The organism is Streptomyces sp. NPDC006624 (genome assembly GCF_040611555.1).
Taxonomy (GTDB): Bacteria; Actinomycetota; Actinomycetes; order Streptomycetales; family Streptomycetaceae; genus Streptomyces.
This window is the reverse complement of sequence record NZ_JBEXOM010000007.1, coordinates 277,464-302,687: the sequence shown is the minus strand read 5'-3', so window position 1 is coordinate 302,687 and position 25,224 is coordinate 277,464. Positions and strand designations below refer to the sequence as shown.

The window sequence follows — 25,224 nt, the reverse complement described above, 5'->3', positions numbered from 1 at the left end:
CGCCCGGCCCGGTAGGACGCCCCCGGGATCGCGGCCCCGCCCGGGAACGCAGACGCCCCCCACGCACCCGCCAGAGCCAACCTACCCTTGCTGCCTTCCGGCCCTGGGGGAGTTCAGTCAGATAGCGCCGCGTGAGGGGCTGCGCCAAGGCTACCTGATGTCTGGGGCGGGGAACGAGTTCGCGAGCACCCTTCTCGGTCATGTAATGTTTCCGGCGGAGGATTCGCCTAGAGGCCTAGGGCGCACGCTTGGAAAGCGTGTTGGGGGCAACCCCTCACGAGTTCGAATCTCGTATCCTCCGCCAGTGCCTCACCGGGCACGATGTCGAAGGGCCCCACCGCTTGCGGTGGGGCCCTTCGGCGTTGTCCGTCTCAGTTTCCGTCTCAGTCGAATTTTCCGGCCGTGCCCGGCGGCTCCCAGACCGCGTCTCCGACTTGCTGCGCGACCCTGCGGAGCATGGTCCCCGTCACATGCATGTAGCGGGCTCGCATCCGGGCCGCCCCCAGGCTCCCAACCCATGATCGAGTCGATCACGACTTCCGGGACGCCGAGGATCAGGAGCACGGTCGCTGCGGTGTGGCGAGCGTCGTGGAGACGGCCGTCCCGTACCCCTGCGTCCCGCAGGAGCCGCTTCCAGACGTGGAAGTCGGTAGCGGGGCTCAGCGGCCCGCCGGTCGGCGAGGCGAACACGTAGCCCTTGCCCTCCCAGTCGGCCCCGGCCGTGACCCGCTCCTGCTCCTGCGCTTCCTGGTGCTGACGGAGAATCTTGATCAGCCAGATACCCTTGTTCGCGGCGGTCAGCCGCAGGTTCCACCTCGTCGGGCCAGCCCTTCCAGCCGCTTCGCGGCCCGTTCCACCCCGGCGACCCAGGCGTCCTCGACCCGGGTCTGCTGCACGTGGATATACCGCATCGTGGTGGCGATCCAGGAATGTCCCAAGACCCCCTGAATTGCGAGCAGGTCCGGCTCGTTCCCATAGAGTTGGGACGCGCAGAGATGCCGCAGGACATGCGGCGTCAACTTGCCTGTCCGGCCCGGCAGATGAGCCTCGACGGCGTTGTCGAGACCGTTGCGCAGGGCGTCGTCGCCGACCCGGCGTGCGGAGCCGTCGGTGTTCTTCCGCTCGCTCGGGAACAGCGGGGCACCGGGCCGGGTGTGGTCGTCGTCGAACTGGCCCCACACGTCCTCGATGAACCACCGCAGTGTCCGGTCGGCGCCGTTGATCAGCGGCACCATCCGCTCGCGCGGCCCCGAGCCGCGGGCGCCTTTGCCGTGCCGGACGTGGAGCTTGCCGAAGCGGCCCAGGTCCCACTTGATGTCGTCCAGGTCGAGGCCGCATGCCTCGCTCACCCTCAGGCCGACCTGGGACATCAGCTTCGCCGCGGTGTAGTTCCGGGCGGCTGGGGCGAACTTGCGGCAGGCCGCCAGCTCGCCGCCCCGGCCCGTGAACAGCGCCCTGACCTCCGGCTCGCTCGGCGGGATCCGCAGCTGTGCGTCCTTGGCCCACGCGGCCGGTTCATTTCGTCGATCGGGCACTCGACCACCCGGCCGGTCATCCGGTGCAGTTCGACCTTGTGCCGCAGCTCCAGGAACATGAAGTACGTGCTCAGCGCCTGTGACCGGCCCAGCCGGGTGCCGCTGGGCGAGTGCCGCAGCACCTTCCCGAAGTACACGTCCGCGTCGGCGGGCTCCATGTCCCACAGCGGCCGGCCGAACCAGGACCTGATCTGATCCAGGTGACCGACGTCCCCGCGGATGGTGCCGTCCGCCAGCCCTGCCGAGGCCCGCGCAAGGACGAAACCGGACAGTACGTGGGTCTCGAACCGCTCCAGGTCCTCCGCCGACGCGGGCCCTCAGTGCTCACGCAGGTCCCGTACGACTGTCAGCGCCGCCAACCCGAGCCGCCTCGCCTTTGACCCGACTGCGGATCGGTCGGACGAGATGAGAACGCTTCAGGAATTCCGAAGTCACGTCACCGGCCAGCAGAGCACACGAAGGAGGAAGAACCCCCCGGCCACGGGCCCAGGGACTCGGCGGGGCTCAGGAGAACTCACGGGATGTCGCACAAGAAGCCGCTCTCCAGCCATACTGCGCTCCCTGCCCGGACCCGTCGGCGCAGCTCGTCGAACTCCACATCAAATAGGGCTTCTCAACCCGCCGCGCCCTCGGGCAGCCGGGAGGATCCGAGCCCTTGAAAGCAGATCCACACACTCACGCCCCGCAAACTACCTGGCACCACCGACACCAACGCCGTGGTGACAGCACACCGCATGCGCAGCGGTACAGCGAGGAAACACTCAAACTGTGATCAGCGACCAGCTCTCGGTCCTGCCCGGCCGACGCACAGCTGGACAACCAGGAGGCGGCTGACCTCAGGGGGCGAGGCCTACGGCGGCCACCGAGGCTGCGGGCCGCGCCGGAAGAACGCCGGGTCGACTACGTGCCGGCCTGCAATACAGTGTGGCCCGCCAGGCTCTCCTAGCGGGCCACACTGAAGGAACAATGCGGTCGTGAAGCTCGACAAGGCACCATTTCACCCCGGCACATCCACAAAAGGGAGGGCTACCTTATCGCCTGCCTCAGCCTCTTTGTTCGTAAGCCGACTCAGACCCAACGCGTGCAAGAGTACAGAAGCGTGTCGCCCTCGAAAGTGGCGACCTGGACACCGACACTGTAGATCTGGGCGCCCGACGGGATATAGGTGTCGATGGTCCTGTAGGTGCCCCAACCGTCGGTGTTCTTGTGCCAGGAGTAGTAGGTCTTCGTGTCAGCATGCGAGGCAATGGCCCGAATCCGGACATGGTGACCGTCGGGCTTGTCGTCATAAATCTTCATAACGAGGCTGGGGACGCTCCTACCCCCCGCTGACCAGCCACTGGTGGCAATGGAACCGCTTGCTCCGTTGGTGGCACACGATTCGTAATAGTCAGCCGCCTGCGCCGGCCCCGCGGCCATCCCCATGAGCAGCAGCGCTGCGGCCGACATCAGACCGAACTTCGCTTTGCTTTGCACAAATACCCCCAAAAGGCGATAACAGCTTCGGAGTTTGCAGCTTACATTGATTCGCCGTCACGGCGCCAAGGGGCACCCTTCGACCTCAGCAGACCTGCCCCACGCGATGAGGGCATCACTGCGGACGGGAGATTGCGGAGTCATTCATTCCGCCACCCCGGGCACTATCCGAGGCAGGAAAAACGGACAAACAGATAGCCCACCTCGCAGAGGGGGCAAGCCGGGCACCGAAGGTGCACATTTCACGCCGCCCAAGCGACTGAATTCGGTCATACCGATTGCGCGTGCAGCACCGTCGAAGCCGACGATGTCACCTCCGCCCCGGCAATCGCCCCCGCGCGCCGCGAACGGCTGTCGGACTGAAGGTCGGCATTGCGCTGCACGACCTGCTCCGTGAACTGCACGCGTCTCCTCATCGGGGCAGGATCCTACGGACAGTTCGCAGGATCCTGCGGGGAATTTTTGACGCCCTACCGGGAGCGGCAGGCACGTCCTCACGAGTCACGGAGGGGCGTGACATGCGTTGTGCCTTCGCATGGCCTCGGCGCTCGGCTTGTCCCTAACTCGTCGGCACGGGTGCGACCGGGCGGACCGCGGTGAAGTCGTGGAAGGCGTCGCGGGTGGCGGAGAGCAACAGCAGCCACTCGTCACAGCCCTGCCACGGAGAGAGGTCGCCGCCGCCTCCGCGCACCACCCGCGGTCCGTCCCCGGTGCGGGGGCGTGCGTCCACCGGCGCGTCCGTGAAATGCGGAATCCACGCGTCGGCGCAGATCTCGTTCGCCGACCCCATCGCCGCCAGCCCGAAGGCGTTCTCAGCCGCGGCCGTGCGCTCCTCCTCGGCGAAGTCGTCGAGCGCCTGGTCCTCGTCCGGCCTCTCGTCTCCGCGGAAGGTCAGCGTGGTCGTACCCGCCCGGGCCGCGTACTCCCACTCCGCCTCGCTGGGCAGCCGGAAGGGCAACGCCCCGAGCAGGTCGTCCAGGTCGTCCTCGAATCGGGCCGTGCTCGTATCCGATTCGGCGAAGCTGTCCTCGTAGTCGGGCAGCCAGTGCCGTGCCTGCGCCACCGTGAGCGGATGCCGGGCGATCAGGAACGGCTCGACGCGTACTTCTCGCACCGGCCGGGCTCGGTCGGCGCCCGCGAAGAACGTCCCGAGGTCGTCGTCGGCGCCGTCGGCCCGATCGATGGCACGCACCGCGTCCAGTTCTTCGTCGGACAAGCCCATCCGGAACGTCCCCCCGGGGACAGCCCGGAAGACCACACTGGAAGGGATGTGTCGCCAAGCCGGTCGTCCGGCCACGAGTTCTTGATCCCACATGGCCCCGGACGCTAGCAGCGGGGCATCCCGTGCAGAGGGCCGCTTCCTCGGGCCATCCGACCTGTTCCGTCTCGGTCGGCTTCGAAGACCGGGGCATGGTTTCAGTCACGCGCACGGCCCGAGCGACGTCCGGGACACCGAGGATCAGGAGGACGGTCGCTGCGGGGCCGCCCCGCGCGGCGGCCTCCCGGGGAGCCACTTCCGGACATGGCGCCCCGACTGTCTGTCAGAGGCGCGCAGTACGGTCCTTTCATGGCAGCCAGAATCGACCTGACCCTCGACTGTGCGGACGCGCCGGCCCTCGCCGCCTTCTGGAAGACGGCCCTGGGGTATGTCGACGAGCCACCGCCTGCTCCCTTCAGGACACGCGAGGAGTGGCTCGCACAGCTCGACCTGCCAGAGGACGACTCCGTGGACGACGCCGCGTGGCTCTGTGATCCCGACGGCGTCGGCCCTCGCCTCAGCATCCTCAAGGTCCCCGAACCCAAGACCGCGAAGAACCGACTCCACATCGACATCCGAGTGCCGGGACACGGCAGTGTCGACGAGCGATGGGCGCGGATCAGGTCGGAGTCCGAACGCCTGGTGCGGGCAGGCGGGACCATCCTGGAGGAATGCGACGGGCACCATGTCGTGATGGCCGACCCGGAGGGCAACGAGTTCTGCGTCGCCGCGGCCTCCGCGTAGGCGTCGACAAGGGCCTCGCCGCCGGTCAACCAAGTCGATGCCGAGATGCGGACGGCGGTCGACGTCCCGCTGCCCCGGCTTCTCGCCCAGTACGAGGAGCAAAGCGCCCGTTACCGTCGCCTGGTGGCCGGCCACGACCTGAACGCGACGGCCGAGCGCCCCCTCAGCGACCACCTCGACGTCGTCCGCGAACTCGTCGACGGGCGGACCGGCGCCTGAGACCGCGTCAGTTCAGGGAGCAGCCAGGCCTCGACGGTTTGCCCGGTGGGTCACGCCCCCCGCTCCGCCTCGATCTCGGCGATCAGGGCCTCGATGCGGGACCTGATCTCGTCGCGGATCGGGCGGACGGCCTCGACGCCCTTGCCGGCCGGGTCCGTCAGGGCCCAGTCCAGGTACTTCTTGCCGGGGAAGATCGGGCAGGCGTCGCCGCAGCCCATGGTGATGACGTAGTCGGACGCCTGGACGGCCTCGGGGGTGAGGACCTTGGGCCTCTGGTCGGCGATGTCGATGCCGGCCTCCCGCATGGCCTCGACCGCGGCCGGGTTGACCTGGTCGGCGGGCAGGGAGCCGGCGGAGCGGACCTCGATCCTGTCGCCCGCGAGGTGGGTGAGGAATCCGGCGGCCATCTGCGAGCGGCCCGCGTTGTGGACGCAGACGAACAGCACCGAGGCGAGCGGGGTGGAGGTCATGGGTGGTGTTCTTCCTTCATCTGGGGTGCGCGCGGACGGCGGCGGGGCTCCTGCCTCGCGCGATCCGCTCCGGGTGGTATCAGTCCAGGCTGATGTGACAGTATCAGCCCATGATGACGTCAGTCGACACTGACCTGATCCGGGTGCTGGCCGACCCGCTCAGGCTGCGGATCGTGACCCTGCTCGCCGCGGAGACGCTGTGCACCACCCACCTGGTGGAGGAGACCGGCGCGAAGCAGACCAACCTCTCCAACCATCTGCGCGTGCTGCGCGAGGCCGGGGTCGTCGAGACGGAGCCGTGCGGCCGGTACACGTACTACCGGCTGCGCCCCGACGTCATCGCCTCGCTCGCCGGGCAGTTCGCCGACCTGGCCGAGTCCGCCCGCCACGCCGCCGACAACAAGAGGTCCTGCCCGTGACCCACACCCAAGCGCCCGCGTCCGCCGAGGAGTCCTCGGTCGTCGCCCGGCTGTCGACGCTCGACCGCTTCCTCGCCGTCTGGATCCTGCTCGCCATGGCCCTGGGGCTGGGTCTGGGCCGTGTGGTCCCGGGTCTGGACGACGCCCTGGCGAAGGTGGAGATCGGCGGAATCTCGCTGCCGATCGCCGTCGGTCTGCTGGTCATGATGTACCCGGTGCTGGCCAAGGTCCGTTACGACCGGCTGGACGCCGTCACCGGCGACCGGAAGCTGATGGTGTCGTCGCTGGTCGTCAACTGGCTGATCGGTCCGGCGGTGATGTTCGCGCTGGCCTGGATCTTCCTGCCGGACCTGCCCGAGTACCGCACCGGCCTGATCATCGTCGGTCTGGCCCGCTGCATCGCCATGGTCATCATCTGGAACGACCTCGCGTGCGGCGACCGCGAGGCCGCCGCCGTACTGGTGGCGCTGAACTCGGTCTTCCAGGTCCTGGCGTTCGGTCTGCTCGGCTGGTTCTACCTCGACCTGCTGCCCGGCTGGCTGAACCTGGGCGGCGGTGAGCAGCTCGACATCTCCCTGGGGAAGATCGCCGTGAACGTCGTCGTCTTCCTCGGCGTCCCGCTGCTGGCCGGGTTCCTCACCCGCCGCATCGGGGAGCGGAAGCTGGGCCGCTCCGCGTACGAGGCGCGGTTCCTGCCGAGGATCGGGCCGTGGGCGCTGTACGGGCTGCTGTTCACGATCGTCCTGCTGTTCGCCCTGCAGGGGAGGACGATCACCTCGCAGCCGCTGGACGTGGCCCGGATCGCGGTGCCGCTGCTGGTCTACTTCGCGGTGATGTGGTTCGGCACCTTCGCCCTGGGCAAGGCCATCGGCCTGGCCTACGACCGCACCGCCACGCTCGCCTTCACGGCGGCCGGCAACAACTTCGAGCTGGCCATCGCCGTCGCCATCGCCACCTTCGGCGTCACCTCCGGCCAGGCCCTGTCCGGGGTCGTCGGGCCGCTGATCGAGGTGCCGGTGCTGGTCGCGCTCGTCTACGTCTCGCTCGCCTGGCGGCGGAGGTTCACGACCGCCCGGCAGGCGACTGCGGCGGCGGCGGTGCGGGAGGGCTGATGGTCGGCGCAGGGGGGTTGGTGGGCCGCGCAGGAGGGCCGGCAGGCCGCGCCAGCGGGCTGACGGGCCGCGCCGCAGAGCCGAGGACGGGCCGCCCGGACGGGCACGGGGCGGCGCCGGCCGGTCCTCGTGCGTTTCCCGCGCTCGCCCGCCCCGCGCGGCCGACGCCCCGGACGGTGCGTTCATGACGGTCCGGCAGCGCACGGGTGTGGTGGTGATCGGCGGCGGCCAGGCCGGGCTCGCCGCCGGGTACCACCTGCGCCGGCTCGGCCTGGACTTCGTGATCCTCGACGCCCAGGGGGAACCGGGCGGCGCCTGGCGGCACGTCTGGGACTCCCTCCACCTGTTCTCCCCGGCCGCCTTCTCGTCCCTCCCCGGGCGCCTCATGCCGCCGCAGCCGGGGCAGGAATACCCGGACGCCGGGCATGTGGTGGCGTATCTGCGCGCCTACGAGGAGCGGTACGCACTCGACGTCCGGCGGCCGGTCCGGGTGCTCGGTGTGCACCGGGACGGCGCGCTCCTGCGGGTGGAGACCGACTCGGGCACCTGGTACGCACAGGCGGTGATCAGCGCCACCGGCACCTGGTGGCGCCCCTTCCTGCCCGCCGTCCCGGGCCGCGCGGTCTTCGGCGGTCGGCAACTGCACACCGTCGGGTACCGGCGGCCGCAGGACTTCGCCGGGCGCCGCGTGATCGTGGTGGGCGGCGGCAACTCCGGTGCCCAGATAGCGGCCGACCTGGCCGCCGACACGGAGCTGACCTGGGCCACCCGGCGCCCGCCCCGCTTCCTGGCCGACGACATCGACGGCCGCGTCCTGTTCGACGTGGCCACCGCGCGCCGTCGCGCCCTCGACGCGGGCCGCACCGACACCGGCGGTGTCGCCTCGCTCGGCGACATCGTCGCCGTCCCGCCCGTCCGTGCGGCCCGGGACCGCGGACTGCTCAAGGCCGGCCCGATGTTCAGCCGCCTCGTCCCCGGGGGCGTGGAATGGGCCGACGGCACCCGCGCCGAGGCCGACGCGGTCATCTGGTGCACCGGCTTCCGGCCCGCCCTCTCCCATCTCGCGCCGCTGGGGCTGCGCGGCCGGCGGGGGCGTATCGCCACCGAGGGCACGCGGGCGGTCGGCGAGCCGCGCCTGCACCTCCTCGGCTACGGCGACTGGACCGGGCCCGCCTCGGCCACGCTCATCGGCGTCGGCAGGCCGGCCCGGGACACGGCCCGGGAGATCGCCGCGCTGCTGTCCTGACCCGTCGCGCGGTCCGCCTCCGGGCGGGCCGCCTCCGAGCGGGCCGCCTCCGGGGGTCCGGGCCGCGACCGCCCGTCCGGCGACCGCCCGTCGCGCGACCGCCCGTCCCTTCGGCCGTGCCGGTCCATACGCCACCCCGGCCGTGCCGGTCAGCGCGCCACCCCGGCCGTGCCGGTCAGTACGCCACCCCGGCCGTGCCGGTCAGCGCGCCGCCGCGGGCGCGACCGTCAGCAGCTTGCCCATGGCGGCCAGTACCGACGGCTCGACCCGGTAGTACACCCAGGTGCCGCGCCGCTCGGAGGCCAGCAGGCCGGCTTCCTTGAGCTTCTTCAGGTGGTGCGAGACGGTCGGCTGCGACACGCCGACGTCGGAGATGTCGCACACGCAGGCCTCGCCGCCCTCGTGCGAGGCGACCGCGCTGAACAGCCGCAGCCGGACCGGGTCGCCCAGGGCCTTGAACATCCGCGCGGCGTTCTCGGCCTCCTCGGCGGTGAAGGGGCGCTCGGTGAGCGGCGGGCAGCACGGCACGACGGTCTCGGAGCCCTCGGCCTCGATCAGGGGAAGCGCCCTCGTATTCGACATGCGTCTATGTTGACATACGTCGAACCAGACGAACAGATTCGACGCTTGTCTATGTTGACGTTTATCGAAACAGGTGGGAGGCTGACCGCACAAGCCATCGACGAACGTCGAAACAAAGGGGAATCTCGTGGCCGTGCCCATCAGCAGCGTGTCCGCCGGCGGACAGCCGCCCGTCGTCGTCATCGGTGCCGGTCCCGTGGGGCTGGCCGCCGCCGCCCAGCTCGTGGCGCGCGGCATCGAGCCGCTGGTCCTCGAGGCCGGCCCCGCCGCCGGTACGGCCGTCCGCGCCTGGGCGCACGTGCGGCTGTTCTCGCCGTGGTCCGAGGTCGTCGACCCGGCCGCCGAGAAGCTCCTCGCCCCGACCGGCTGGGTCCGCCCGGACGGCACGGCCTGTCCGACCGGCGGCGACTGGGCCGAGCGCTACCTCCAGCCCCTCGCCGACGTCCTCGGCGACCGGGTCCGCTACGGCACCTCCGTGACCGGCGTAGCCCGCGCCGGCCGGGACCGTGTCGTCGACGCCGGGCGCGAGGAGCGGCCGTTCACCGTCCACACCCTGGGGACGGACGGACGCGAGGAGCGGATCACCGCCCGCGCGGTCATCGACGCCTCCGGCACCTGGTCCACACCCGGCCCGCTGGGCGCCGACGGGCTGCCCGCCCTCGGCGAGAAGGCCGCCGCCGACCGGATCTCCTACCGCGTCCCCGACCTGGCGGACCCGGCGGTCCGCGCCCGGTACGCGGGCCGGCGCACCGCGGTCGTCGGCTCCGGCGCCTCCGCCTTCACCGCCCTGGCGGGCCTCGCGGACCTGGCCGCCGGGGAACCGGGCACGCACGCCCTGTGGATCCTGCGCCGCGGCCTCGGCGCGCACACCTTCGGCGGCGGCGAGGCCGACCAGCTCCCCGCCCGGGGCGCGCTCGGCCTGCGGGCCAGGGCCGCCGTCGAGGAGGGCCGCGCGAGCGCGGTCACCGGCTTCCGCACCCGGGCCGTGGAGCGCGACGGCGACCGGCTGGTCCTGGTCGCCGAGGACGGGCGCCGTCTGGAGCCGGTCGACGAGGTGATCGTGCTGACCGGCTTCCGCCCGGACCTGTCCTTCCTCTCCGAGGTCCGCCTCGGCCTCGACGAGCGCCTCCAGGCCCCCGTCGCCCTGGCCCCGCTCATCGACCCGAACGTGCACTCCTGCGGCACCGTCTACCCGCACGGCGTGACCGAACTGACCCACCCCGAGCAGGGCCTGTACCTGGCGGGCATGAAGTCCTACGGCCGTGCCCCCACCTTCCTCGCCATGACCGGGTACGAGCAGGTCCGCTCCCTCGCGGCGGCGATCGCCGGCGACCGCGAGGCCGCCGAGCGCGTCGAACTGACCCTGCCGGAGACGGGCGTCTGCGGCGGATCGGGCCTGTACGACGCCCCCGCCCCGAGCGACGAGGGCGCCGGCTGCTGCGGCGCCCCGGCAGCCGAAGCCCGCTGACCGGCCACCCCCTCCCACCGACAGGAGCCACGTCATGTCCCGTGCCCAACTCGCCCTGCGCGTCCCCGACCTCGCCGCGTCCGTCGCCTTCTACAGCAAGCTGTTCGGCACCGAGCCCGCCAAACTCCGCGACGGCTACGCCAACTTCGCCCTCACCGAGCCCTCGCTGAAGCTGGTCCTGATCGAGGGCGCGCCCGGCGAGGAGACCCGGCTCGACCACCTCGGCGTCGAGGTCGAGTCCACCGCACAGGTCGACGCCGCCACCGCCCGCCTCAAGCAGGCCGGCCTGGCCACCTTCGAGGAGAACGACACCTCCTGCTGCTACGCCGTCCAGGACAAGGTCTGGGTCCACGGCCCGGGCAGGGAACCGTGGGAGGTGTACGTCGTGAAGGCCGACGCCGCCACCCTCGGCAGGAGCGCCGGCCCGGACACGGCCGGGGACGGCTGCTGCGTCGGGCAGAGCACGCCGGAGACCCCGGCGGCCACCGGCTGCTCCTGCGGCGACTGAGGCGGCTGCGGCGGCTGCGGCGACTGGCGGCTGACACCGCTGAGACAGCTCAGGCCGACGGCCGGGCGGCCGAGCCGGCGGGCGCTCACGGCGTGCTGCTCGGGATCACGCAGTTCTTCGGCTGTTCCCTGCCCGTCGGCCAGCCCAGGCCGACGAACTTCAGCGTGCCCCGGCCCTCGCGGCCGGGGTCGAGTTCGACGATCGCGGCCGGCTTGTCGTAGGGGTTGCCGCCGGTGGTGAGGCAGATGAGGCCGCTGGTGCCCTGGACCCGGTGGCGGGAGTGGAGCAGGGACCACTGCCGGCCCACGTCCTCGCGGGTGGGGACCGTGCTGTCCGGGGCGCCCTGCTGGGCCTGGTGGAGGGCCTTGCCGATGGTGAGGAGGCCGTCGTAGACCAGCATCGTGCGGGAGTCCTCCAGGTTCGGCACGGAGCCCAGGTCGATGCCCTCGCGCCGGGTCGCGGTGATCTGGCCGCGCAGCACGTCCAGGGCCGCCTTGGGTTCGGTGAGGTACTGGGGGAGGTCCCGGGGCCGGGGGCTGCCGCCGTGCGTCTTCGCCCACCGCGCCGTCCAGGACCGCAGTTCCGTCGTCCAGGCGTCGGGGTGGGCCGGGGCCGCGTACTGGACGGTGACCTTCGGACGGCCGTCGTCGCCGCGCAGCCGCTCCCAGTCCCGCTCCGTCATGGCCTGGCGCAGCGAGGCCGCGTCGGAGCCGCTGATGATCGTGTAGTGGCGGTCGTCGCAGCCCACCTGGGCGAGCTTCAGCGCGAAGAGGCGCAGGTGGAGGGTGCGGCCCGCGAAGTAGACCGTGTCGGCCTCGGAGTCGCAGATGTTGTTGGCGGTCTGGGTGAACTGGTTGCCGGTGGAGCCCGCCTCGTCGATGGCCGGGGACTCGAAGGACATCGCGGCGGGACCGGCCGGGCCCTTCTCCTCGACCCGGCTGAACGCCCGGGCCAGCGACTCGTTGTAGCCGTCGGGGCGCTTGTCGTAGACGAGGACCGTCTTGAGGTTCTGGCGTCCCCGCTCGCCGTTGAAGTCGGCGAGGGCCCGGGCCGCGTCGTTGTTGGTGGGCAGGATGCGGGCCAGCCCGGGGAAGCGGAGCCGGGCCATGCCGTCCGCCCGGTCCTGGTTCGCGATCCGGTCCCCGCTGATCCGGGCGGCGAGCACCGGGACCTTGTGCTCGGTGAGGCGCCGGACGGCCGCCTCGGTGGCCGCGAGGCTGAGGTTGAAGCCGGTGACGGCGCGCAGGCGGTCCTCGGGCGAGTCGGCCATCCGCAGCAGGGTGTCGACGACCTTCTCCTGACGGCCGTAGTCCCGGCCGGGGTTGGCCAGGACCAGCCGGATCTTCGGGGGTTCGCCCTCGCCCGCGTTGGCCTGCCGCTGGCCCAGGTAGGCGCCCTGGAGATCACTGCGCATCTGCCGGCGCAGCGCCTCGCGGTCCGACTGCAGCGGCAGCATCATCGCCACCGTGACGTGCGGCTGCTTCTCGATCCTGCGGTTCTCGCGGGCGATGGCCCGGGCCACCCCGGCGATCTCCGGGGTGCCGAAGTCGTAGCCCTCGCCGTTGACGCCGACGCACTCGCCCTCGATCCGTTCGACGCCGTCGGCGCAGGTGTCCGGCCTGTGGATCAGGGAGGTGGTGAGCGCGACGCCCGCGACCAGCACCACCGCGCCCAGCAGCGCGTAGAGGATCTTCTTCCATCTCGGCATGCCCGTCATCTCCTTCTGCGGAGCTGTTCGGTGCAGGTGCAGCGCAGCAGGGGCTGCTCGTTCTCGGCCAGGGCGCTCCAGTCCGTCGCCGTCCTGCTGAGCCGGCCGGCGCCCTCGAAGTCCATGATCGACAGCAGGTCCAGGAGCTTGGCCAGCGTGCGGGCGGTCTCCTTGCCGGTCGGTCTGGTCCGCTCCTCGCAGAGCCACACCGCGTGCAGCAGCTGGTCGACCGTGCGGCGCAGCGGCGGGCCGTCCAGCGGGACCAGGCCCTGGGCCCGTTCGCGCCGGGCGTCCGCCCCGCCCGGGTAGGGGGCCTGGGCGATCTCCAGCAGTTCCGCGCACCAGGCGCCGGGGCGGCCGGGGAGGGTGGCCGCGAGGTGGGAGACGACGTCGTCGGCGCCGCCGGAGACCAGGTGGTGGTTCATGCGGTGGGTGGTCAGCGACCGGAAGGCCCCGCCGGCCCGCACGCCGTCACCGCCGACCCCGGTGCCCTCACCCGGTGGTCCCTCGCCCCGACCGTCCGGACCCGGCGCACCCCGGTGGCCCTCGCCCCGACCGTCCGGACCCGGCACGCCCTGGTGGCCGCCCCGTACGCCCGCGCCCGCGCCCCGGTGGCCCTCGCCCCGTACGCCGCCGCCCGCGCCCGCGCGCCGGGCGCCCTCGCCGGCCACGCCGTCGCCCCGCGCGCCCCCGGTCCGTACGCCGTCGTCCCCCGCCCTCTCCTGCTCGGCCGCCGCCCGGCGCGCGTAGTGGTCGCGCAGCAGATGATGGTCGGCGTACCAGGCCGCGCCGCCGGGCCGCAGGCCGTACAGCCGGTGCACCAGGAGCTGCCGGAGCCCGAAGTCGCCGATGAAGTGGCGTTCGCAGGCGGGCCACCCGGTGTCGGTGAGGAGCCGCGAGACGTGGTGCGCGGTCAGCCGGTGGACGTGGCCCGCCTGGTGGTGGCGGAGCAGGACGTCGGCGCACTCGCTGTCGTGCGCCACCGACAGGTGCGTGAGGAGGTCGAGCCAGTGGGCGTGGTGCTCGTCCGGGAGCCGGACGGGCAGCTGGTCGAGGATCAGTTCCCGTAACAGCACCTCGGCCACGGGGCGTTCGGGGCTGTCGTCGCCGGTCAGGCGCAGGGGCGCGTCCAGGAGGGCCCGGTCGTTGGCGTCGGCCGGCATGCGGAAGGCGGACGCGGCGGCGGCCAGGCGGATCACCGTGTGCGGGCGGCCGCCGCTCAGCCGGGCCACGGCGGCGTCGATCCGGCGCCGGTTCGTGCCGCCCTCGGGCTCGGCGCGCTGCTGTCTTCGCACGGTCTCCCGGCGGAGCTGGTCGCCGGTGAGCGGCGGCATCCGCAGCAGGAGCACGCCGTCGGCCAGGGGCGCCCGGTCGGCGGCCTCGTCGGCGCGGCGGGACCAGGCGGGCGGGGCGCCGTCCGCGGGCCGGTACTCGGCCGGGGGTGCGGCCTCCTCGGGCGGCAGGCCGCCGTGCAGGAACGCGCCGCCGTCGAAGCGGCGGGCGGTGCCGACGATCACCACGCGGTCGCGCTGCCCGGCCCGGCGGTCGGTGAGGACGGCGCGCAGCAGCCGCTCGCCCAGGGGCGACTCGGCGTGGTCCAGCAGCAGGCCGGGGCGGCCGACCCTGCGGAGCCAGCCGGAGGGCGAGGCGTAGGCCGTCTCCAGGTCCTCGCGCAGGGCCCGGAAGAGGAAGCTCTCCGCGACCTCGCGTGCCTCGCCGCCGGCCCGGAAGTCGGCGGCGAGGATGCGCAGGCCGATCCGGGGCTGGCCGCCCGCGCCGGGATAGGCGCCGTAGAGCCGTTCCAGTTCCGCCCTGCCCCGTGGGGCCGCGCGCTCGAAGAGGGCGTCCAGGAGGGCGTTGCCGAGGGCCGCCGAGTACGGGTCGAGGGCCTGCCCGGACAGGGTCGTCAGCAGGTTGCGGATGGCGCCGCGCAGCACGCCCCGCCAGAAGTCGCCGCCGCCCAGGCCGCGCACCCGGTGCTTCTGGGGCAGGTCCTCGTAGCGTTCGGCCTCCGTGGCGACCGCCGCGGGCGTGCCCGGCGCGACACCGGTCGCGATCATGGCGAGGCCGGTGAAGAGGCGGGGGAAGGCGAACGCGCCGCCCGTGCCCTGCCAGGTGCGCAGCCGCCGGGCCGCCTCGACCAGGGCCTCGGTCGCGGCGGAGCGGGCGCCGGGTTCCGGGTCCGCGCGGTCGGCGTACACCGGGGAGGCGCAGTCCAGGTGGATCACCGGCACCTTGGCGGCGAACCGGTCCCGCACGGCGCGCAGCAGCCGGCCCTTGCCCATGCCCGGGCCGCCGGTGAGCAGCACGACCGGGAGGTCGGGACCGTACAGCGGCTCCCGCCCGGCTCCCGACGGCGCCCGCCCGAACAGCCGTGCGAAGAAACCCTCGTCGTCGAGGAGTCTGTCGAACCCCAGTTCCTCACACACTCTTCCCCCATGGAGTGTCCGCCCGCCCGAACCGGTGACCGATGTGCCGGAAAAGATCCAGTGGAACACGGAACGGCCCGGTCGACAACGGGTGCTGCGCGGGCGGGAGTTGGGGGAGGTGACTAGGCGGTCCGGTCCGAGGCCGGCCAGACGTAGGGCAGGTCGTCCGGCACCCCGGGGAACCGCTCCCCGTAGGTGTCCGGGTCCTTGCGGACGAGGGCCGAGCGGTGGCTGCGGTGGAAGGGGGCGTCGCCCAGCCAGGGCGGGAGCTCGCCCTCGGCGGCGAGGTCCGCCTGGTCGCGGACCGGGGCGTGGGGCCGGGTGGCGGCCAGGTCGGCGACGAGGGTGGCCGCGCAGCTGTCCTGGTGGCCCTGTTCCCGCCAGACCCGGCAGATCTCCAGGCCGTAGCGGACGAGTGCCTCCTCGTAGCCGGTCCACATCCGTACGGCCGGGTGCCGCCGCCAGCCGTAGCCGGGCACGATCAGCCCCCGCAGGACCTGCAGCGTCTCGACCCGCTGTTTGCCGAGGCGGCGGCGGTCCAGGGCCAGGGCGGACTCCCGGAAGTCGGAGTAGGGGAGGAAGGTCTGCATGCGGTGTCTGTGCCCCTTCGGCGTGCGCCCGCGCTCAGCGTGCGCCCGTGCGGGTGGAACTCCGGCCGAGGACGAGGGCGAGACCGATCATGGTGACGCCCAGCACGAGGTGCAGCCAGTCGTCCGCGGCGTCGACGGGGACGAAGTTGGCGTCGCTGTCCTGGCCGACGGACAGCCCGTAGGACCACAGCACCAGGTAGCCGGCGCCGCCGACCAGCAGGTAGGTGTACGCGGCGGACGGTGTGCGGGCCAGGGCCACACCCGCCAGGCCGTAGGCCAGGTGCAGCAGGTTGTGCAGGACCGACACCTGGAACACGCCCAGCAGCTCGGCGCCCGACTCGTGGGAGGCGAACTCCATCGCGCCGTAGCCGGTGGTGACGCCGGGCACGAAGCCCAGCACACCGAGCACCGACAGGACGGCTCCCACCAGCAGCGCCGCCCGCTGGACGGGGGCGCGGACGGGCGGCTCGGTGGCGAGGAGGGGCATGACCGGTGCCGCCCTCACGCCGGGGGCAGCGGCTGTTCCGCCCAGATGGTCTTGCCCGTGGCGGTCTGGCGGGTGCCCCAGCGCGCGGTCAGCTGCGCCACCAGGAGCAGGCCGCGGCCGCCCTCGTCGAAACTGCGGGCCCGGCGCAGGTGGGGGGCGGTGCTGCCGCCGTCGGAGACCTCGCAGATGAGGGTGGTGTCGTGGATCAGGCGCAGCTGAATCGGCGGCCGGGCGTGCCGGATGGCGTTGGTGACCAGCTCACTGACGACCAGCTCCGTGACGAACACCGCCTCGGACAGCCCCCACCGCTGCAGCTGCGCCACCACGTCCTTGCGGGCCTGCGCGACCACGGAGGGGTCGGCGGGCATCGACCAGGTGGCGACCCGGTCGGCGCCGAGGGCGCGGGTGCGGGCGATGAGCAGGGCCACGTCGTCGGCCGGGCGCTGCGGCAGCAGCTCGGTGAGCACCCGGTCGCACAGGGCGTCCAGCGAGGGCGCCGGGCGGGCGAGGGCCTCCCGCAGCCTGCTGACACCGGCGTCCAGGTCGTGGTCGGGGGTCTCGATCAGGCCGTTGGTGTAGAGGGCGAGCAGGCTGCCCTCGGGCAGTTCGATCTCGGTGGCCTCGTAGGGCAGGCCGCCGACGCCGAGGGGCGGCGCGGACGGGACGCCGACCAGCTCGGCGGTGCCGCCGGGGCGCACCACGGCAGGCACGGGATGCCCGGCCCTGGAGAAGCTGCAGCGCCGGGAGACCGGGTCGTAGACGGCGTAGAGGCAGGTGGCGCCGACGTCGCCGGACCCCTCCACGGCCGCCGGTGCCGCCCCGGTCTCGTCGTCCTCCGTGTTCAGCCGGGCCACCATGTCGTCCAGGTGCGTCAGCAGCTCGTCGGACGGCAGATCGATGTCGGCGAGGGTGCGCACGGCCGTGCGCAGCCGGCCCATGGTCGCCGAGGCGTGCAGGCCGTGGCCGACGACGTCGCCGACGACCAGCGCCACCCTGGCCCCGGAGAGGGGGATGACGTCGAACCAGTCCCCGCCGACGCCGGCGTGCCCGCCGGCCGGGAGGTAGCGGGACGCCACCTCGACCGCCGCCTGCCGCGGCAGCCGCTGCGGCAGCAGGCTGCGCTGGAGGGTCACCGCGGTGGCGCGCTCGCGGGTGTAGCGGCGGGCGTTGTCGATGCTGACGGCCGCCCGGGCGGCCAGCTCCCTGGCGAGGATCAGGTCGTCGTGGCGGAACGGCGCGGGGTTGCGGTGCCGGAACAGGAAGACGACGCCCAGGGTCGTGCCGCGCGCGGCCAGCGGCACGGACATCACCGAGTGGATGTCGTACGCCCGGAAGCGGGCGGCGCGGGCGGGGTCGCGGGCCAGCCACGCGGTGAGCATCGGGTCGTTCGACTCGTACACGGTCGGCTGCCCGGTGCGCAGGCTCTCGAAAGGCGCCGAGCCCGCCGGGTAGGAGTCCAGCCGGCCCGCCTCAACGGCCGACTCCGGCGCACCCGGGATGACGGACCGCAGGGCGACCCGGCGCAGCGGCACCGGCCCCTCGGCCGGTACGGCCTGGGCGGCAGCGGGCGGTTCGGGTCCGTCCTCCAGCGCGGCCAGCAGGTCGACGCTGACGAAGTCGGCCAGGGCCGGGACGGTCACGTCGGCCAGCTCCTGGGCGGTGCGCGTGACGTCGAGCGTGCTGCCGATGCGCCGGCCGGCCTCCGCGATCAGCTGCAGCCGCTTGCGGGCCCAGAACTGCTCCGTCATGTCGTGCGCGGTCAGGCAGACGCCGCGGACGGTGTGCTCCTGGTCGCGCAGGGCCCACATGAAGACCGACCAGGCGTGCTCGTGCTCCTCGCCCGGGGCGCGCAGGTAGTTCTCCTGGTACTGCGGTTCGCCGGTCCGCAGCACCCGGGCCATGCCGCGTTCCGCCTGGCGCCCGGAGTCGTCGTCCATGATCTCCGACACGCGCAGGCCCTGCATCTCCTCCTCGGTGAGCGCGGTGGCGCGTTCCATGTCGGCGTTGGCCAGCAGCAGCCGGAGCCGGGTGTCGTAGATCGCGAGGGCACAGCACGGGGACTGGGCGAAGCTCCAGCTCACCAGGGACTCGTCGAGGTCGGTGGGGGGCCGCCGTCCGGTCAGGGCGGAGAGGACGAGCCAGGCGTCGGCGCCGGTGCCGGGTGCGCGGTGGTGGGCGAGCAGGGGGACCGTCAGCTTGCGGCCGTCGCGGTGCCGGAGCGCGACGTCGCCGCTCCACCGGGGCAGCCCGGCCAGGGCGGGCATACCGCCGCGCACGGGGATCGGCTCGGCCAGCAGATCCGCGGCGGGGCGGCCGGTCATCTCCTCGGCCGTGTACCCGAGAAGCCGCTCGGCGCCCGCGTTCCAGCCGCTCACCGTGCCGTGCTCGTCGAGGGTGACGCGGGCGGTGAGCGCTTCGCCGACGAGAGCGTCGAGTTCGGCTTCGGGGGCTGCTCCGTGCGACCGGCCGGCCCGGCCGACGGTGACGGGCTGGTCCATGTGCGGTCATCTCGCTCTCGCAGGGTTTTCGCCCCTGTGCCCCGGAATGGTCGACTAACACCTGCTTACCCTGATTCGAACCGGTATTACCGCCCTCTGGCCGCCCCGTCGAGAAGCGAGGCCTGCCGCCGCCGGGCCCGGGGCACCCGCTTCCCCATGGGCGAGATCCTCGTGGGCACGTGTTCCTGGACCGACCGGGCGCTGGTCGCCGCCGGCTGGTATCCGCCGGGGCGGCGGGACGCCGAGGGGCGCTTACGGCACTACGCCGAGCGGTTCCCGGTCGTCGAGGTCGACGCCTCGTACTACGCGCTGCCGAGCGAGCGGAACAGCCGGCTGTGGGCCGAGCGGACACCGGACGGGTTCGTGTTCGACGTGAAGGCGTTCTCCCTGCTGACCGGGCACCCGACCCGGGAGGCGGCGCTGCCGGACGGGCTGCCGCCCGACCACCGGGCCCCGGCCGTGCTGGACGAGGTGTGGGCCCGGTTCGCCGCGGGCGTCGAGCCGCTGCGGCGGGCCGGGCGGCTCGGGAGAGTGCTGTTCCAGTTCCCGCCGTGGTTCCGGCCCGGGCAGCGGGCGGAGGAGTTCCTGCACGCGTGCGCCGAGCGCACCCGCGGCTGGGCCCTCGCCGTGGAGTTCCGCCACCGGTCGTGGTGGGAGCCGGAGCGCTCCGAGGCGACCCGCGCGCTGCTCGCCCGGTACGGCATGGCCGCAGTCGCCGTCGACATGCACCCGGACCTGCCGTCCTCCCTGCCGCCGGTGACGCCCGTGACCTCGCCCCGGCTGTCCGTCGTCCGGTTCCACGGCCGCAGCGCCGCCTGGGGCGCCGGCAGCAAGGAGGACCGCTTCCGGCACGTGTACGGCGAGGACGAACTCGCCGAGTGGCTGCCCCGGGTGCGCGCGCTGGCCGAGCGGACGGACCAGGTGCACGTCCTGTTCAACAACTGCTGCGGCGACGCGGCCGTGAGCGCCGCCGAGCGCATGACCCGGCTCCTGGGCGCCGACGCCGCACCGGCGGCCGCGAAGCTGCCTAGGGCGCGATCCGCACCCGCTTCGCCACCGTCACCTGGTCCACGTCCGACACCCGCACGGTCGTCTTCATCGTCCAGGTCCCGGCCAGCGGCAGGTTGACGGAGTTGGCACCCCAGTAGCCGCCCACGTCCTCGAGCCGGGCGTCGACCGGGCCGATCCCGCGGGAGGGCAGGCTGAAGGTGACGCGCACCTCGGGGACGACGATCAGACCCGTGTCGGCGCCGTAGACCACCGCCTGGACGCCGTTGAGGCCGACCCGGGCCGGGTCCACGGTGACCTGCACCCTGCCGCGGCCGGCGAGGGTGTCCGCGCCCGTGTCGAAGGGGACCATGACCTGCGTGACGGGCGGCAGCGTGCCCGCCGGGGCCTGCCGGGCCGCCTCGGCCTGCGCGCGGCCGGGCAGGGTGCCGGTGAGGACGGTCGTGATCAGCAGCACGACGGCGGCGACGGCGACCTCGACGAGGACGGAGCGGCGCAGCGAGCGACGCCGCGCGTCCGCGCCGCCCGTGTCGACCGCACCGGCCGTGTCATCCGCACCGGCCGCGGTATCCGCACCTCCCGGCTCGGACGCGCCTCCGGGCTCGGACGCGCCTCCGGGCTCGGACGCGCCGCCTGTGTCGGACACGCCGTCCGGGGCGGTGGCCTCGTCCGCGGGCGCGCCGGGGCCCTCCGGCTTCACCAGGGGTGCGCCGACCGGCTGCGGGACCCGTTCCGGCACGGCGGTGCGGACGGCCGCCGCCGGTGCCGCGATCCGCGCCGTCCAGCGGCGGGAGTACCCGGCCGCCATCAGCAGCGCGGTCACCGTGGCGAGTTTGCCGAGCAGCAGCCTGCCGTACGAGGTGCCGGTCAGGGCGTCGAGGGAGCCGAGCCCGCGCCAGGACTGGTAGAGGCCGGTGACGGCCAGGACGGTCACCGCCGTGAAGGCGATCCGCGAGAAGCGCGGCACGACCTCCGTCAGGGAGTCCGCGGACGCGCCGCGCAGCGTCGCCAGCAGCGCCACCAGCCCGCCCAGCCAGACGCCCGTCGCCAGCAGGTGCGCCACGGACGACGTCATCGCCAGCGGCACCTGGATCCCGGCGGAGGCGTGCTCGGCCGCCGCCCAGGTCAGCGCGAGGGCGACGGCCAGGCCGGTGCCGGTCGCGAGCACGGCGGGCCGCCTCGGGACGCCGCGCTTCGCCAGCCGTACCAGGAAGAAGGCGGCCGGCACCAGGAGCACCAGCCGTGCCAGCAGGGCCCAGCCCGGGCGGCTGTCCAGGGTGCGGGCCAGGGCGGCGGTGTCGAAGGCCGCGCCCGGTCCGGCGCCCGCCTCGTAGGGGGCCCGCAGCAGGAGCAGGGCGGCCGTGGAGCCGAGCAGCGCCCACCAGGCCCACACCAGGGGCCTGCGCAGGGCGGAGGTGTCCGCCGGCCGGCACAGCAGGGCGAACGCCGCCGCGCCGACCAGCAGCGCGTAGGCGAGGTAGGCCAGGTAGCGGGCCGCGTCGTTCAGGCCGTCGGTCAGCGGGTCCTCGGCGGGGCCGGTGTCGACCTGGGCGGTGGTCGCGGACCGCTTCCCCACGGAGAAGGTGAAGACCCCGGAGACGGGGTGGCTGTCGGCCGACACCACCCGCCAGGCCACGGTGTACGTGCCCCGGGCGAGCTTGCCGGGCAGGGCGGCCCTGGCCGTGTCGGCGCGGCCGTCCGCGTGCGCGGCCTCGCCGGTGCGGACCCGGCGCTGGTCCGGCCCGAAGACCCGGAAGGAGTCGTCGAGCAGGCCCACCGACTCCGTGAAGGTCAGGGTGAGGTGGCGGGGGGCCCGCTGGACGAGGGATCCGTCGCCGGGGTCGGTGGAGCGGAGGGCGGCGTGGGCCGAGGCGGGCGCGGCTTGGCCGAGGAGCAGTACCAGCACGGCGCCGAGCAGCACCAGGGCCTGGAAGCGCCGGGGGTGTCCGACATCGCGATCCTCGTTCCGCCGTGGGTCCACGTGGTTCTCCGGTGTCTGGCTGTGCGGCTCCGGGTTATGTACGGACGGGATCCGCGCGGTGCTCAGCGGGGACGCGTACGGCGCTCAGCGGTCGGCGGGGGGCGGCTCGACGGGCCGGGACAGCACGGCGATCCGGTCCGCCTCCGCCGGGTAGCGGGCCGTCAGGGCGGCCGCGTCGCCGTGCTCGTAGCCCTCGAACGTGAAGCCGGGGGCCATCGTGCAGCCGAACAGGGTCCAGGAGCCGCCCGCGCTCACCCGGCCGCCCATCCACGTGCCCGCCGGGACCGTGAACTGGACGTGCTCGCCCCGCATCACGCCCGGCCCCAGCACCACCGTCCGCGCGCTTCCGTCCAGGGCGAGCAGGAGCAGCTCCAGCGGGTCGCCCAGGTAGAAGTGCCAGATCTCGTCCGTGGGCAGGCGGTGCAGGGCCGAGAAGTCGTCCGCCGTGAGCAGGGCGACGATCGCCGTGCCCTCCGGTCGGCCGTCCGGGCGTCCGGGCCCGGCCCAGGTCTGGCGGAACAGTCCGCCCTCGTGGGGAATGGGCTCCAGGCCGTAGTGCGCGATGAGGTCCTCGGGCGTCACGCGGGGAAGGGTATCCCCCGTTCCAGGAAGGCGAGCTGGGCCCGCTTCCGCGGGAGGTACACGTCCGGCAGGTCGATCTCCGGCAGGACGACCACCGGCCCGGCCGTGAAGCCGAGCCCGAGGAAGCGGTCGACCGCCTTCTCGTTGCGGACGTCCGGGTCGACCACGACCCGGCGGCGCCCCAGGGCCCCCAGGACGTACTCGGCGACGACCGCCATCAGACCGGCCGTCCAGCCGTGCCGCGGGCCGTCCGGGCCGGCGGGGGCGAGCAGCAGGTGGATGCCGATGTCGCCGGGGCGGACCGCGTAGCACTCGCTCACGCGGTCCGCCTCCGGCTCGTAGGTCTGCAGCAGGCCGGCCGGCTCGCCGTCCCGGACGAGGAGGAAGGCGTGGTGGGTGGTGAGCGTGTCCATGTGGGCGTAGACCTCGGCGACCTGCCGCTCGGTCAGGCCGGTCATGCCCCAGAACACGGCCCGCTCCTCCCTCACCCAGCGGTGCACCACCCCGGCGTCGGCCTCCGGGTCGAGCGGCAGGACGCGGACGGTGCCGAAGGGGCCGGTCACCCGCTCGTGGACGGCGGTGCGGGAGGCGTACGGGTCAGACATCGGTCTCCTTCGTCAGCAGGGCCCAGTCGGTGACGACCGGGACGAGGTCTCCCCCGAGCCACAGGGGGAGCTGGTCGCGGTGGTGGGGCGTGCCCGGGACGCCCGAGGCGCCGAACGGGACGACCCAGCGGCTGTCCTCACGCCGGGCCAGGTCCCAGACGTAGCGGGCGGCGGGACCGCGGGCGGCCAGGTCGGTGAGGCCGGGCACGCCCGAGGTGCACAGCACGCAGTCGTGGTCGCCGGCCAGGGCCGGCTCGCCGTCCGGGCCCTCCGGCTCCAGCGCCCGCCAGGGGGCGAGCCGGTGCGTGTCGCCCCAGACCCCGGCGGGGGGCCGCAGCGCCACCTCCTCGAGCGCCGCGCGGACCGCCGCCGGGCGGTCGACGCCGTACAGCTCCTCGGCTCGCAGCAGGTGTTCGAGGGCGAAGCCCACGCGTGGGAGCAGGGCGAGCCAGGGCCGGAACACCTCGGGGCACGGCGGCGGGGTGCGGAGCGCGGCGAACGCCGGGTGCGCCGCGAGCTCCCGTACGACCGCGCCGCGCACCGCCGCGTAGAGGGCCGCGTCGGCGCTGTCGGCGTCCATGCGGCGGTCCCAGGCGAGGAGCCGGTCCCTGATCGCCGTCGCCTCGGGGCTGAGGCCGCCGAGGCCGCGCAGCCGGTCCAGGAGGGCGGACGCGGAGGCGAGGTGGGTGTCCGTGTGGACGGCCGGCATCCCGGCGGCGGACCAGCGCTCCCGGCCGGCGAGCAGCGCGGCGATGCGGTCGTGGCGGTGGGGCGGGGCGAACTCGACGCCGAGCGGCCCGGCCGGGCCGCGCTGGTTGGCCATGACGGCGACGCCGTCGGTCAGCCCGGCGCGCGGGGTCTCGTCCCAGCCGTGCCAGTCGTGCCCGGGCTCCCACGCGGGCACCAGCCGCAGCCGGTTGTCCCGGGCCCGCGACGGCACCCGCCCGGCCACGCGGTGCAGGACTCCGCCCTCGGTGTCGGCGGCCAGCACGACGTTCACCGGCTCGGCCCAGCGCTCGAACGCCCGGTCCACGTCCTCGACCCGCCGGGCCCGCAGCAACGGCAGCAGGGCACCGAAGCCGAGGTCGGCGGTGACGCGGGGCGGGTAGCGGAGGGCGATGGCGTCCAACGGGCCCATCGGGTCCACCGGATCCAACGGGACCACCGGATCCACCTGGTCCCCCCGGTCCACCGGATCCACCGGATCCACCGGATCCATCAGATCCACCAGATCCACCAGATCCACCGGATCCACCGGATCCACCGAACAGCCTGGATCACCGTCGAGCCCGGTCCCCTCGGGCCCCCCGATGACCACCGGCCCCCTGGCGGTCTCGATCACCTCGATCTCGACCGGGTCCCGGCCCGCCACCTCCACGACCTCCGTGTGCCGGGCGGCCGGGCGCCACACCCCGTCCGGGTCCAGCGCCTCCACCCCGGCCCCGGTGCGCCGCAGCCGCTCCCGGTACAGGTCCTGGTAGTCCGCCATGGCGTTGGTGATGGCCCAGGCGACCGTGCCGGTGTGCCCGAAGTGGGCGATGCCGGGGACGCCGGGTACGGCGAGGCCGACGACGTCGAACTCCGGGCAGGACAGGTGGATCTGCTGGTAGACGCCTGGGTCCTCGATGAAGCGGTGCGGGTCGCCGGCGATGACGGCCTGCCCGGTGACGGTCCGCTCGCCGCTCACCAGCCAGCCGTTGCTGCCGGAGGTGCCGGGGCCGTCGGCGGCGAACAGGCCGATCGCGTCCGCGCCGAGGTGGGCGGCGACCTGCTCGCGCCAGAGCTTGGCCGGGAACCCGGCGAAGAGGATGTGCGTGGCGAGCCAGACGCCGAGCGGGGTCCAGGGCTGCCACCGCCCGGGCGTGAGCCGGGTGCGGGCGAACTCGGGCGCGGTGGCGGCCGCTTCCGCCAGCCCGGCGCCGACCCCGTCGGCGTACGCCCGCACCCACCGCGCCGTCTCGGGGTCCTGTCTCTCCAGGTGCGCGAAGCACCGTCTCGCCGTGTCGTCGAGCCGGGCCCGTCTCGCGAACGCGTCCCAGGCCAGGGCGCTCTCACCGAGGAAGGACGCCGAGGTGCCCTGCGCCCGGTGGCGCTCGACCTCCAGCTGCCAGGCCCGGTCGCGGGCGGTGACGAGGCCCTGCGCGTGGGCGAGTTCCGTCGCGCTGCCCGCGCGCAGATGCGGAATGCCCCAGGCGTCACGGTAGATCTCGGTGGCCACGCTGCGCCCCATTTCTTTTAGGTTAGCCTTGCCTAAGCCAATCGGGCGAAATCGTACGTGAGGGAGGAGCGCGCGGGGAGG

At 73.6% G+C, this 25,224-nt stretch carries 23 protein-coding genes, 1 tRNA gene, 1 other RNA gene and 2 pseudogenes; 10 read left to right on the top strand and 17 right to left on the bottom strand.

Going from position 1 to position 25,224, the window contains the following annotated elements; translation table 11 throughout:
- Window positions 1-47 precede the first annotated feature (47 nt).
- Window positions 48-144, bottom strand: an RNA gene (gene ffs / locus ABZY20_RS16605) — signal recognition particle sRNA small type.
- A gap of 72 nt (window positions 145-216) precedes the next feature.
- Between ffs and ABZY20_RS16600 the strand changes: the two genes are divergently transcribed.
- Window positions 217-304, top strand: a tRNA-Ser gene (locus tag ABZY20_RS16600).
- A gap of 79 nt (window positions 305-383) precedes the next feature.
- Here ABZY20_RS16600 and ABZY20_RS16595 read toward each other — a convergent pair.
- Both ABZY20_RS16595 and ABZY20_RS16590 read right to left on the bottom strand, forming a co-directional pair.
- Window positions 384-774: pseudogene (locus ABZY20_RS16595) on the bottom strand (tyrosine-type recombinase/integrase); the annotation flags it as partial.
- Window positions 775-797: 23 nt separating this feature from the next.
- Window positions 798-1,535 (bottom strand): site-specific integrase, encoded by a 738-nt coding sequence (locus tag ABZY20_RS16590; RefSeq protein ID WP_356442170.1) that lies wholly within the window; start codon window positions 1,533-1,535, stop codon window positions 798-800.
- A 57-nt stretch (window positions 1,536-1,592) separates the two neighbouring features.
- Between ABZY20_RS16590 and ABZY20_RS16585 the strand changes: the two genes are divergently transcribed.
- Complete coding sequence (locus tag ABZY20_RS16585; RefSeq protein WP_356442168.1) at window positions 1,593-1,730, top strand: hypothetical protein; 138 nt, start codon at window positions 1,593-1,595, stop codon at window positions 1,728-1,730.
- 873 nt (window positions 1,731-2,603) lie between these two features.
- On the opposite strand, the gene ABZY20_RS16580 is transcribed toward ABZY20_RS16585, so the two are convergent.
- The 3 genes from ABZY20_RS16580 to ABZY20_RS16570 all read right to left on the bottom strand — a co-directional run bounded on the left by ABZY20_RS16580 (window position 2,604) and on the right by ABZY20_RS16570 (window position 4,233).
- The gene (locus tag ABZY20_RS16580) at window positions 2,604-2,984 is read right to left on the bottom strand and encodes a hypothetical protein (protein ID WP_356442167.1); all 381 of its coding nucleotides are present in this window, start codon (window positions 2,982-2,984) and stop codon (window positions 2,604-2,606) included.
- A 296-nt stretch (window positions 2,985-3,280) separates the two neighbouring features.
- A complete protein-coding gene (locus ABZY20_RS16575) occupies window positions 3,281-3,415 on the bottom strand; it encodes a hypothetical protein (RefSeq protein WP_356442166.1) in 135 nt (44 codons plus the stop codon).
- Between the two features lie 155 nt (window positions 3,416-3,570).
- Entirely contained in the window at window positions 3,571-4,233 is a 663-nt protein-coding gene (locus ABZY20_RS16570; protein WP_356442164.1) for an SUMF1/EgtB/PvdO family nonheme iron enzyme, read from the bottom strand.
- A 345-nt stretch (window positions 4,234-4,578) separates the two neighbouring features.
- Between ABZY20_RS16570 and ABZY20_RS16565 the strand changes: the two genes are divergently transcribed.
- On the top strand, window positions 4,579-5,013 hold the full coding sequence (locus tag ABZY20_RS16565; RefSeq protein WP_356442162.1) for a VOC family protein: 435 nt from the start codon (window positions 4,579-4,581) through the stop codon (window positions 5,011-5,013).
- A gap of 36 nt (window positions 5,014-5,049) precedes the next feature.
- Window positions 5,050-5,232 (top strand): annotated as a pseudogene (locus ABZY20_RS16560) (mini-circle protein); the annotation flags it as partial.
- A 50-nt stretch (window positions 5,233-5,282) separates the two neighbouring features.
- Here ABZY20_RS16560 and ABZY20_RS16555 read toward each other — a convergent pair.
- Window positions 5,283-5,702: an arsenate reductase ArsC gene (locus tag ABZY20_RS16555; RefSeq protein ID WP_356442160.1), complete on the bottom strand. Its 420-nt coding sequence runs from the start codon at window positions 5,700-5,702 to the stop codon at window positions 5,283-5,285.
- 110 nt (window positions 5,703-5,812) lie between these two features.
- Between ABZY20_RS16555 and ABZY20_RS16550 the strand changes: the two genes are divergently transcribed.
- The 3 genes from ABZY20_RS16550 (at window position 5,813) to ABZY20_RS16540 (ending at window position 8,479) form a co-directional block, all read left to right on the top strand.
- Entirely contained in the window at window positions 5,813-6,121 is a 309-nt protein-coding gene (locus ABZY20_RS16550; protein ID WP_356442159.1) for a metalloregulator ArsR/SmtB family transcription factor, read from the top strand.
- Window positions 6,118-7,233, top strand: a complete 1,116-nt coding sequence (arsB, locus tag ABZY20_RS16545) for an ACR3 family arsenite efflux transporter (RefSeq protein WP_356442157.1) — start codon at window positions 6,118-6,120, stop codon at window positions 7,231-7,233. Before ABZY20_RS16550 ends, arsB begins: the two co-directional genes overlap by 4 nt.
- Before the next feature lie 184 nt (window positions 7,234-7,417).
- The gene (locus ABZY20_RS16540; protein WP_356442155.1) at window positions 7,418-8,479 is read left to right on the top strand and encodes an ArsO family NAD(P)H-dependent flavin-containing monooxygenase; all 1,062 of its coding nucleotides are present in this window, start codon (window positions 7,418-7,420) and stop codon (window positions 8,477-8,479) included.
- 201 nt (window positions 8,480-8,680) lie between these two features.
- Here ABZY20_RS16540 and ABZY20_RS16535 read toward each other — a convergent pair whose 3' ends face one another.
- On the bottom strand, window positions 8,681-9,061 hold the full coding sequence (locus ABZY20_RS16535; RefSeq protein WP_356442153.1) for a metalloregulator ArsR/SmtB family transcription factor: 381 nt from the start codon (window positions 9,059-9,061) through the stop codon (window positions 8,681-8,683).
- Window positions 9,062-9,194: 133 nt separating this feature from the next.
- Between ABZY20_RS16535 and ABZY20_RS16530 the strand changes: the two genes are divergently transcribed.
- Entirely contained in the window at window positions 9,195-10,529 is a 1,335-nt protein-coding gene (locus ABZY20_RS16530) for an NAD(P)-binding domain-containing protein (RefSeq protein WP_356442151.1), read from the top strand.
- 34 nt (window positions 10,530-10,563) lie between these two features.
- Entirely contained in the window at window positions 10,564-11,037 is a 474-nt protein-coding gene (locus ABZY20_RS16525; RefSeq protein ID WP_356442149.1) for an ArsI/CadI family heavy metal resistance metalloenzyme, read from the top strand.
- 85 nt (window positions 11,038-11,122) lie between these two features.
- Here the strand turns inward: ABZY20_RS16525 and ABZY20_RS16520 are convergent, their stop codons facing one another.
- The 5 genes from ABZY20_RS16520 to ABZY20_RS16500 form a co-directional block, all read right to left on the bottom strand.
- Window positions 11,123-12,745, bottom strand: coding sequence for an ABC transporter substrate-binding protein (locus ABZY20_RS16520; RefSeq protein WP_356442147.1), 1,623 nt, complete (start codon window positions 12,743-12,745; stop codon window positions 11,123-11,125).
- 5 nt (window positions 12,746-12,750) lie between these two features.
- A complete protein-coding gene (locus ABZY20_RS16515) occupies window positions 12,751-15,174 on the bottom strand; it encodes a hypothetical protein (protein ID WP_356442146.1) in 2,424 nt (807 codons plus the stop codon).
- A gap of 122 nt (window positions 15,175-15,296) precedes the next feature.
- Window positions 15,297-15,764 (bottom strand): MSMEG_6728 family protein, encoded by a 468-nt coding sequence (locus tag ABZY20_RS16510; protein ID WP_356442144.1) that lies wholly within the window; start codon window positions 15,762-15,764, stop codon window positions 15,297-15,299.
- Between the two features lie 34 nt (window positions 15,765-15,798).
- Window positions 15,799-16,251, bottom strand: a complete 453-nt coding sequence (locus ABZY20_RS16505; RefSeq protein ID WP_356442143.1) for a DUF4383 domain-containing protein — start codon at window positions 16,249-16,251, stop codon at window positions 15,799-15,801.
- Window positions 16,252-16,265: 14 nt separating this feature from the next.
- Window positions 16,266-18,749, bottom strand: a complete 2,484-nt coding sequence (locus ABZY20_RS16500; protein WP_356442142.1) for a SpoIIE family protein phosphatase — start codon at window positions 18,747-18,749, stop codon at window positions 16,266-16,268.
- A gap of 156 nt (window positions 18,750-18,905) precedes the next feature.
- On the opposite strand from ABZY20_RS16500, the gene ABZY20_RS16495 reads away from it, so the two are divergent.
- Complete coding sequence (locus tag ABZY20_RS16495; protein WP_356442141.1) at window positions 18,906-19,877, top strand: DUF72 domain-containing protein; 972 nt, start codon at window positions 18,906-18,908, stop codon at window positions 19,875-19,877.
- Here the strand turns inward: ABZY20_RS16495 and ABZY20_RS16490 are convergent.
- The 4 genes from ABZY20_RS16490 to ABZY20_RS16475 all read right to left on the bottom strand — a co-directional run bounded on the left by ABZY20_RS16490 (window position 19,777) and on the right by ABZY20_RS16475 (window position 25,143).
- Entirely contained in the window at window positions 19,777-21,678 is a 1,902-nt protein-coding gene (locus ABZY20_RS16490) for a copper resistance protein CopC (RefSeq protein WP_356442266.1), read from the bottom strand. The genes ABZY20_RS16495 and ABZY20_RS16490 overlap by 101 nt on opposite strands.
- Before the next feature lie 144 nt (window positions 21,679-21,822).
- Window positions 21,823-22,320 (bottom strand): cupin domain-containing protein, encoded by a 498-nt coding sequence (locus tag ABZY20_RS16485; protein WP_356442139.1) that lies wholly within the window; start codon window positions 22,318-22,320, stop codon window positions 21,823-21,825.
- The gene (locus ABZY20_RS16480; protein ID WP_356442137.1) at window positions 22,317-22,925 is read right to left on the bottom strand and encodes a GNAT family N-acetyltransferase; all 609 of its coding nucleotides are present in this window, start codon (window positions 22,923-22,925) and stop codon (window positions 22,317-22,319) included. The genes ABZY20_RS16485 and ABZY20_RS16480 overlap by 4 nt, the downstream gene beginning before the upstream one ends.
- Entirely contained in the window at window positions 22,918-25,143 is a 2,226-nt protein-coding gene (locus ABZY20_RS16475; RefSeq protein WP_356442265.1) for a penicillin acylase family protein, read from the bottom strand. Before ABZY20_RS16475 ends, ABZY20_RS16480 begins: the two co-directional genes overlap by 8 nt.
- Between the last annotated feature and the right edge of the window lie 81 nt (window positions 25,144-25,224).

What these genes read in the sequence shown, in the direction of transcription:
- ABZY20_RS16550 (WP_356442159.1), top strand. Translation starts at nt 5,813, where the DNA reads ATGATGACGTCAGTCGACACTGACCTGATCCGGGTGCTGGCCGACCCG.
- ABZY20_RS16510 (WP_356442144.1), bottom strand. Translation starts at nt 15,764, where the DNA reads ATGCAGACCTTCCTCCCCTACTCCGACTTCCGGGAGTCCGCCCTGGCC.
- ABZY20_RS16525 (WP_356442149.1), top strand. Translation starts at nt 10,564, where the DNA reads ATGTCCCGTGCCCAACTCGCCCTGCGCGTCCCCGACCTCGCCGCGTCC.
- ABZY20_RS16500 (WP_356442142.1), bottom strand. Translation starts at nt 18,749, where the DNA reads ATGGACCAGCCCGTCACCGTCGGCCGGGCCGGCCGGTCGCACGGAGCA.
- ABZY20_RS16480 (WP_356442137.1), bottom strand. Translation starts at nt 22,925, where the DNA reads ATGTCTGACCCGTACGCCTCCCGCACCGCCGTCCACGAGCGGGTGACC.
- ABZY20_RS16555 (WP_356442160.1), bottom strand. Translation starts at nt 5,702, where the DNA reads ATGACCTCCACCCCGCTCGCCTCGGTGCTGTTCGTCTGCGTCCACAAC.
- ABZY20_RS16540 (WP_356442155.1), top strand. Translation starts at nt 7,418, where the DNA reads ATGACGGTCCGGCAGCGCACGGGTGTGGTGGTGATCGGCGGCGGCCAG.
- ABZY20_RS16580 (WP_356442167.1), bottom strand. Translation starts at nt 2,984, where the DNA reads ATGTCGGCCGCAGCGCTGCTGCTCATGGGGATGGCCGCGGGGCCGGCG.
- ABZY20_RS16505 (WP_356442143.1), bottom strand. Translation starts at nt 16,251, where the DNA reads ATGCCCCTCCTCGCCACCGAGCCGCCCGTCCGCGCCCCCGTCCAGCGG.
- ABZY20_RS16585 (WP_356442168.1), top strand. Translation starts at nt 1,593, where the DNA reads ATGAAGTACGTGCTCAGCGCCTGTGACCGGCCCAGCCGGGTGCCGCTG.
- ABZY20_RS16570 (WP_356442164.1), bottom strand. Translation starts at nt 4,233, where the DNA reads ATGGGCTTGTCCGACGAAGAACTGGACGCGGTGCGTGCCATCGATCGG.
- ABZY20_RS16535 (WP_356442153.1), bottom strand. Translation starts at nt 9,061, where the DNA reads ATGTCGAATACGAGGGCGCTTCCCCTGATCGAGGCCGAGGGCTCCGAG.
- ABZY20_RS16520 (WP_356442147.1), bottom strand. Translation starts at nt 12,745, where the DNA reads ATGCCGAGATGGAAGAAGATCCTCTACGCGCTGCTGGGCGCGGTGGTG.
- ABZY20_RS16565 (WP_356442162.1), top strand. Translation starts at nt 4,579, where the DNA reads ATGGCAGCCAGAATCGACCTGACCCTCGACTGTGCGGACGCGCCGGCC.
- ABZY20_RS16495 (WP_356442141.1), top strand. Translation starts at nt 18,906, where the DNA reads ATGGGCGAGATCCTCGTGGGCACGTGTTCCTGGACCGACCGGGCGCTG.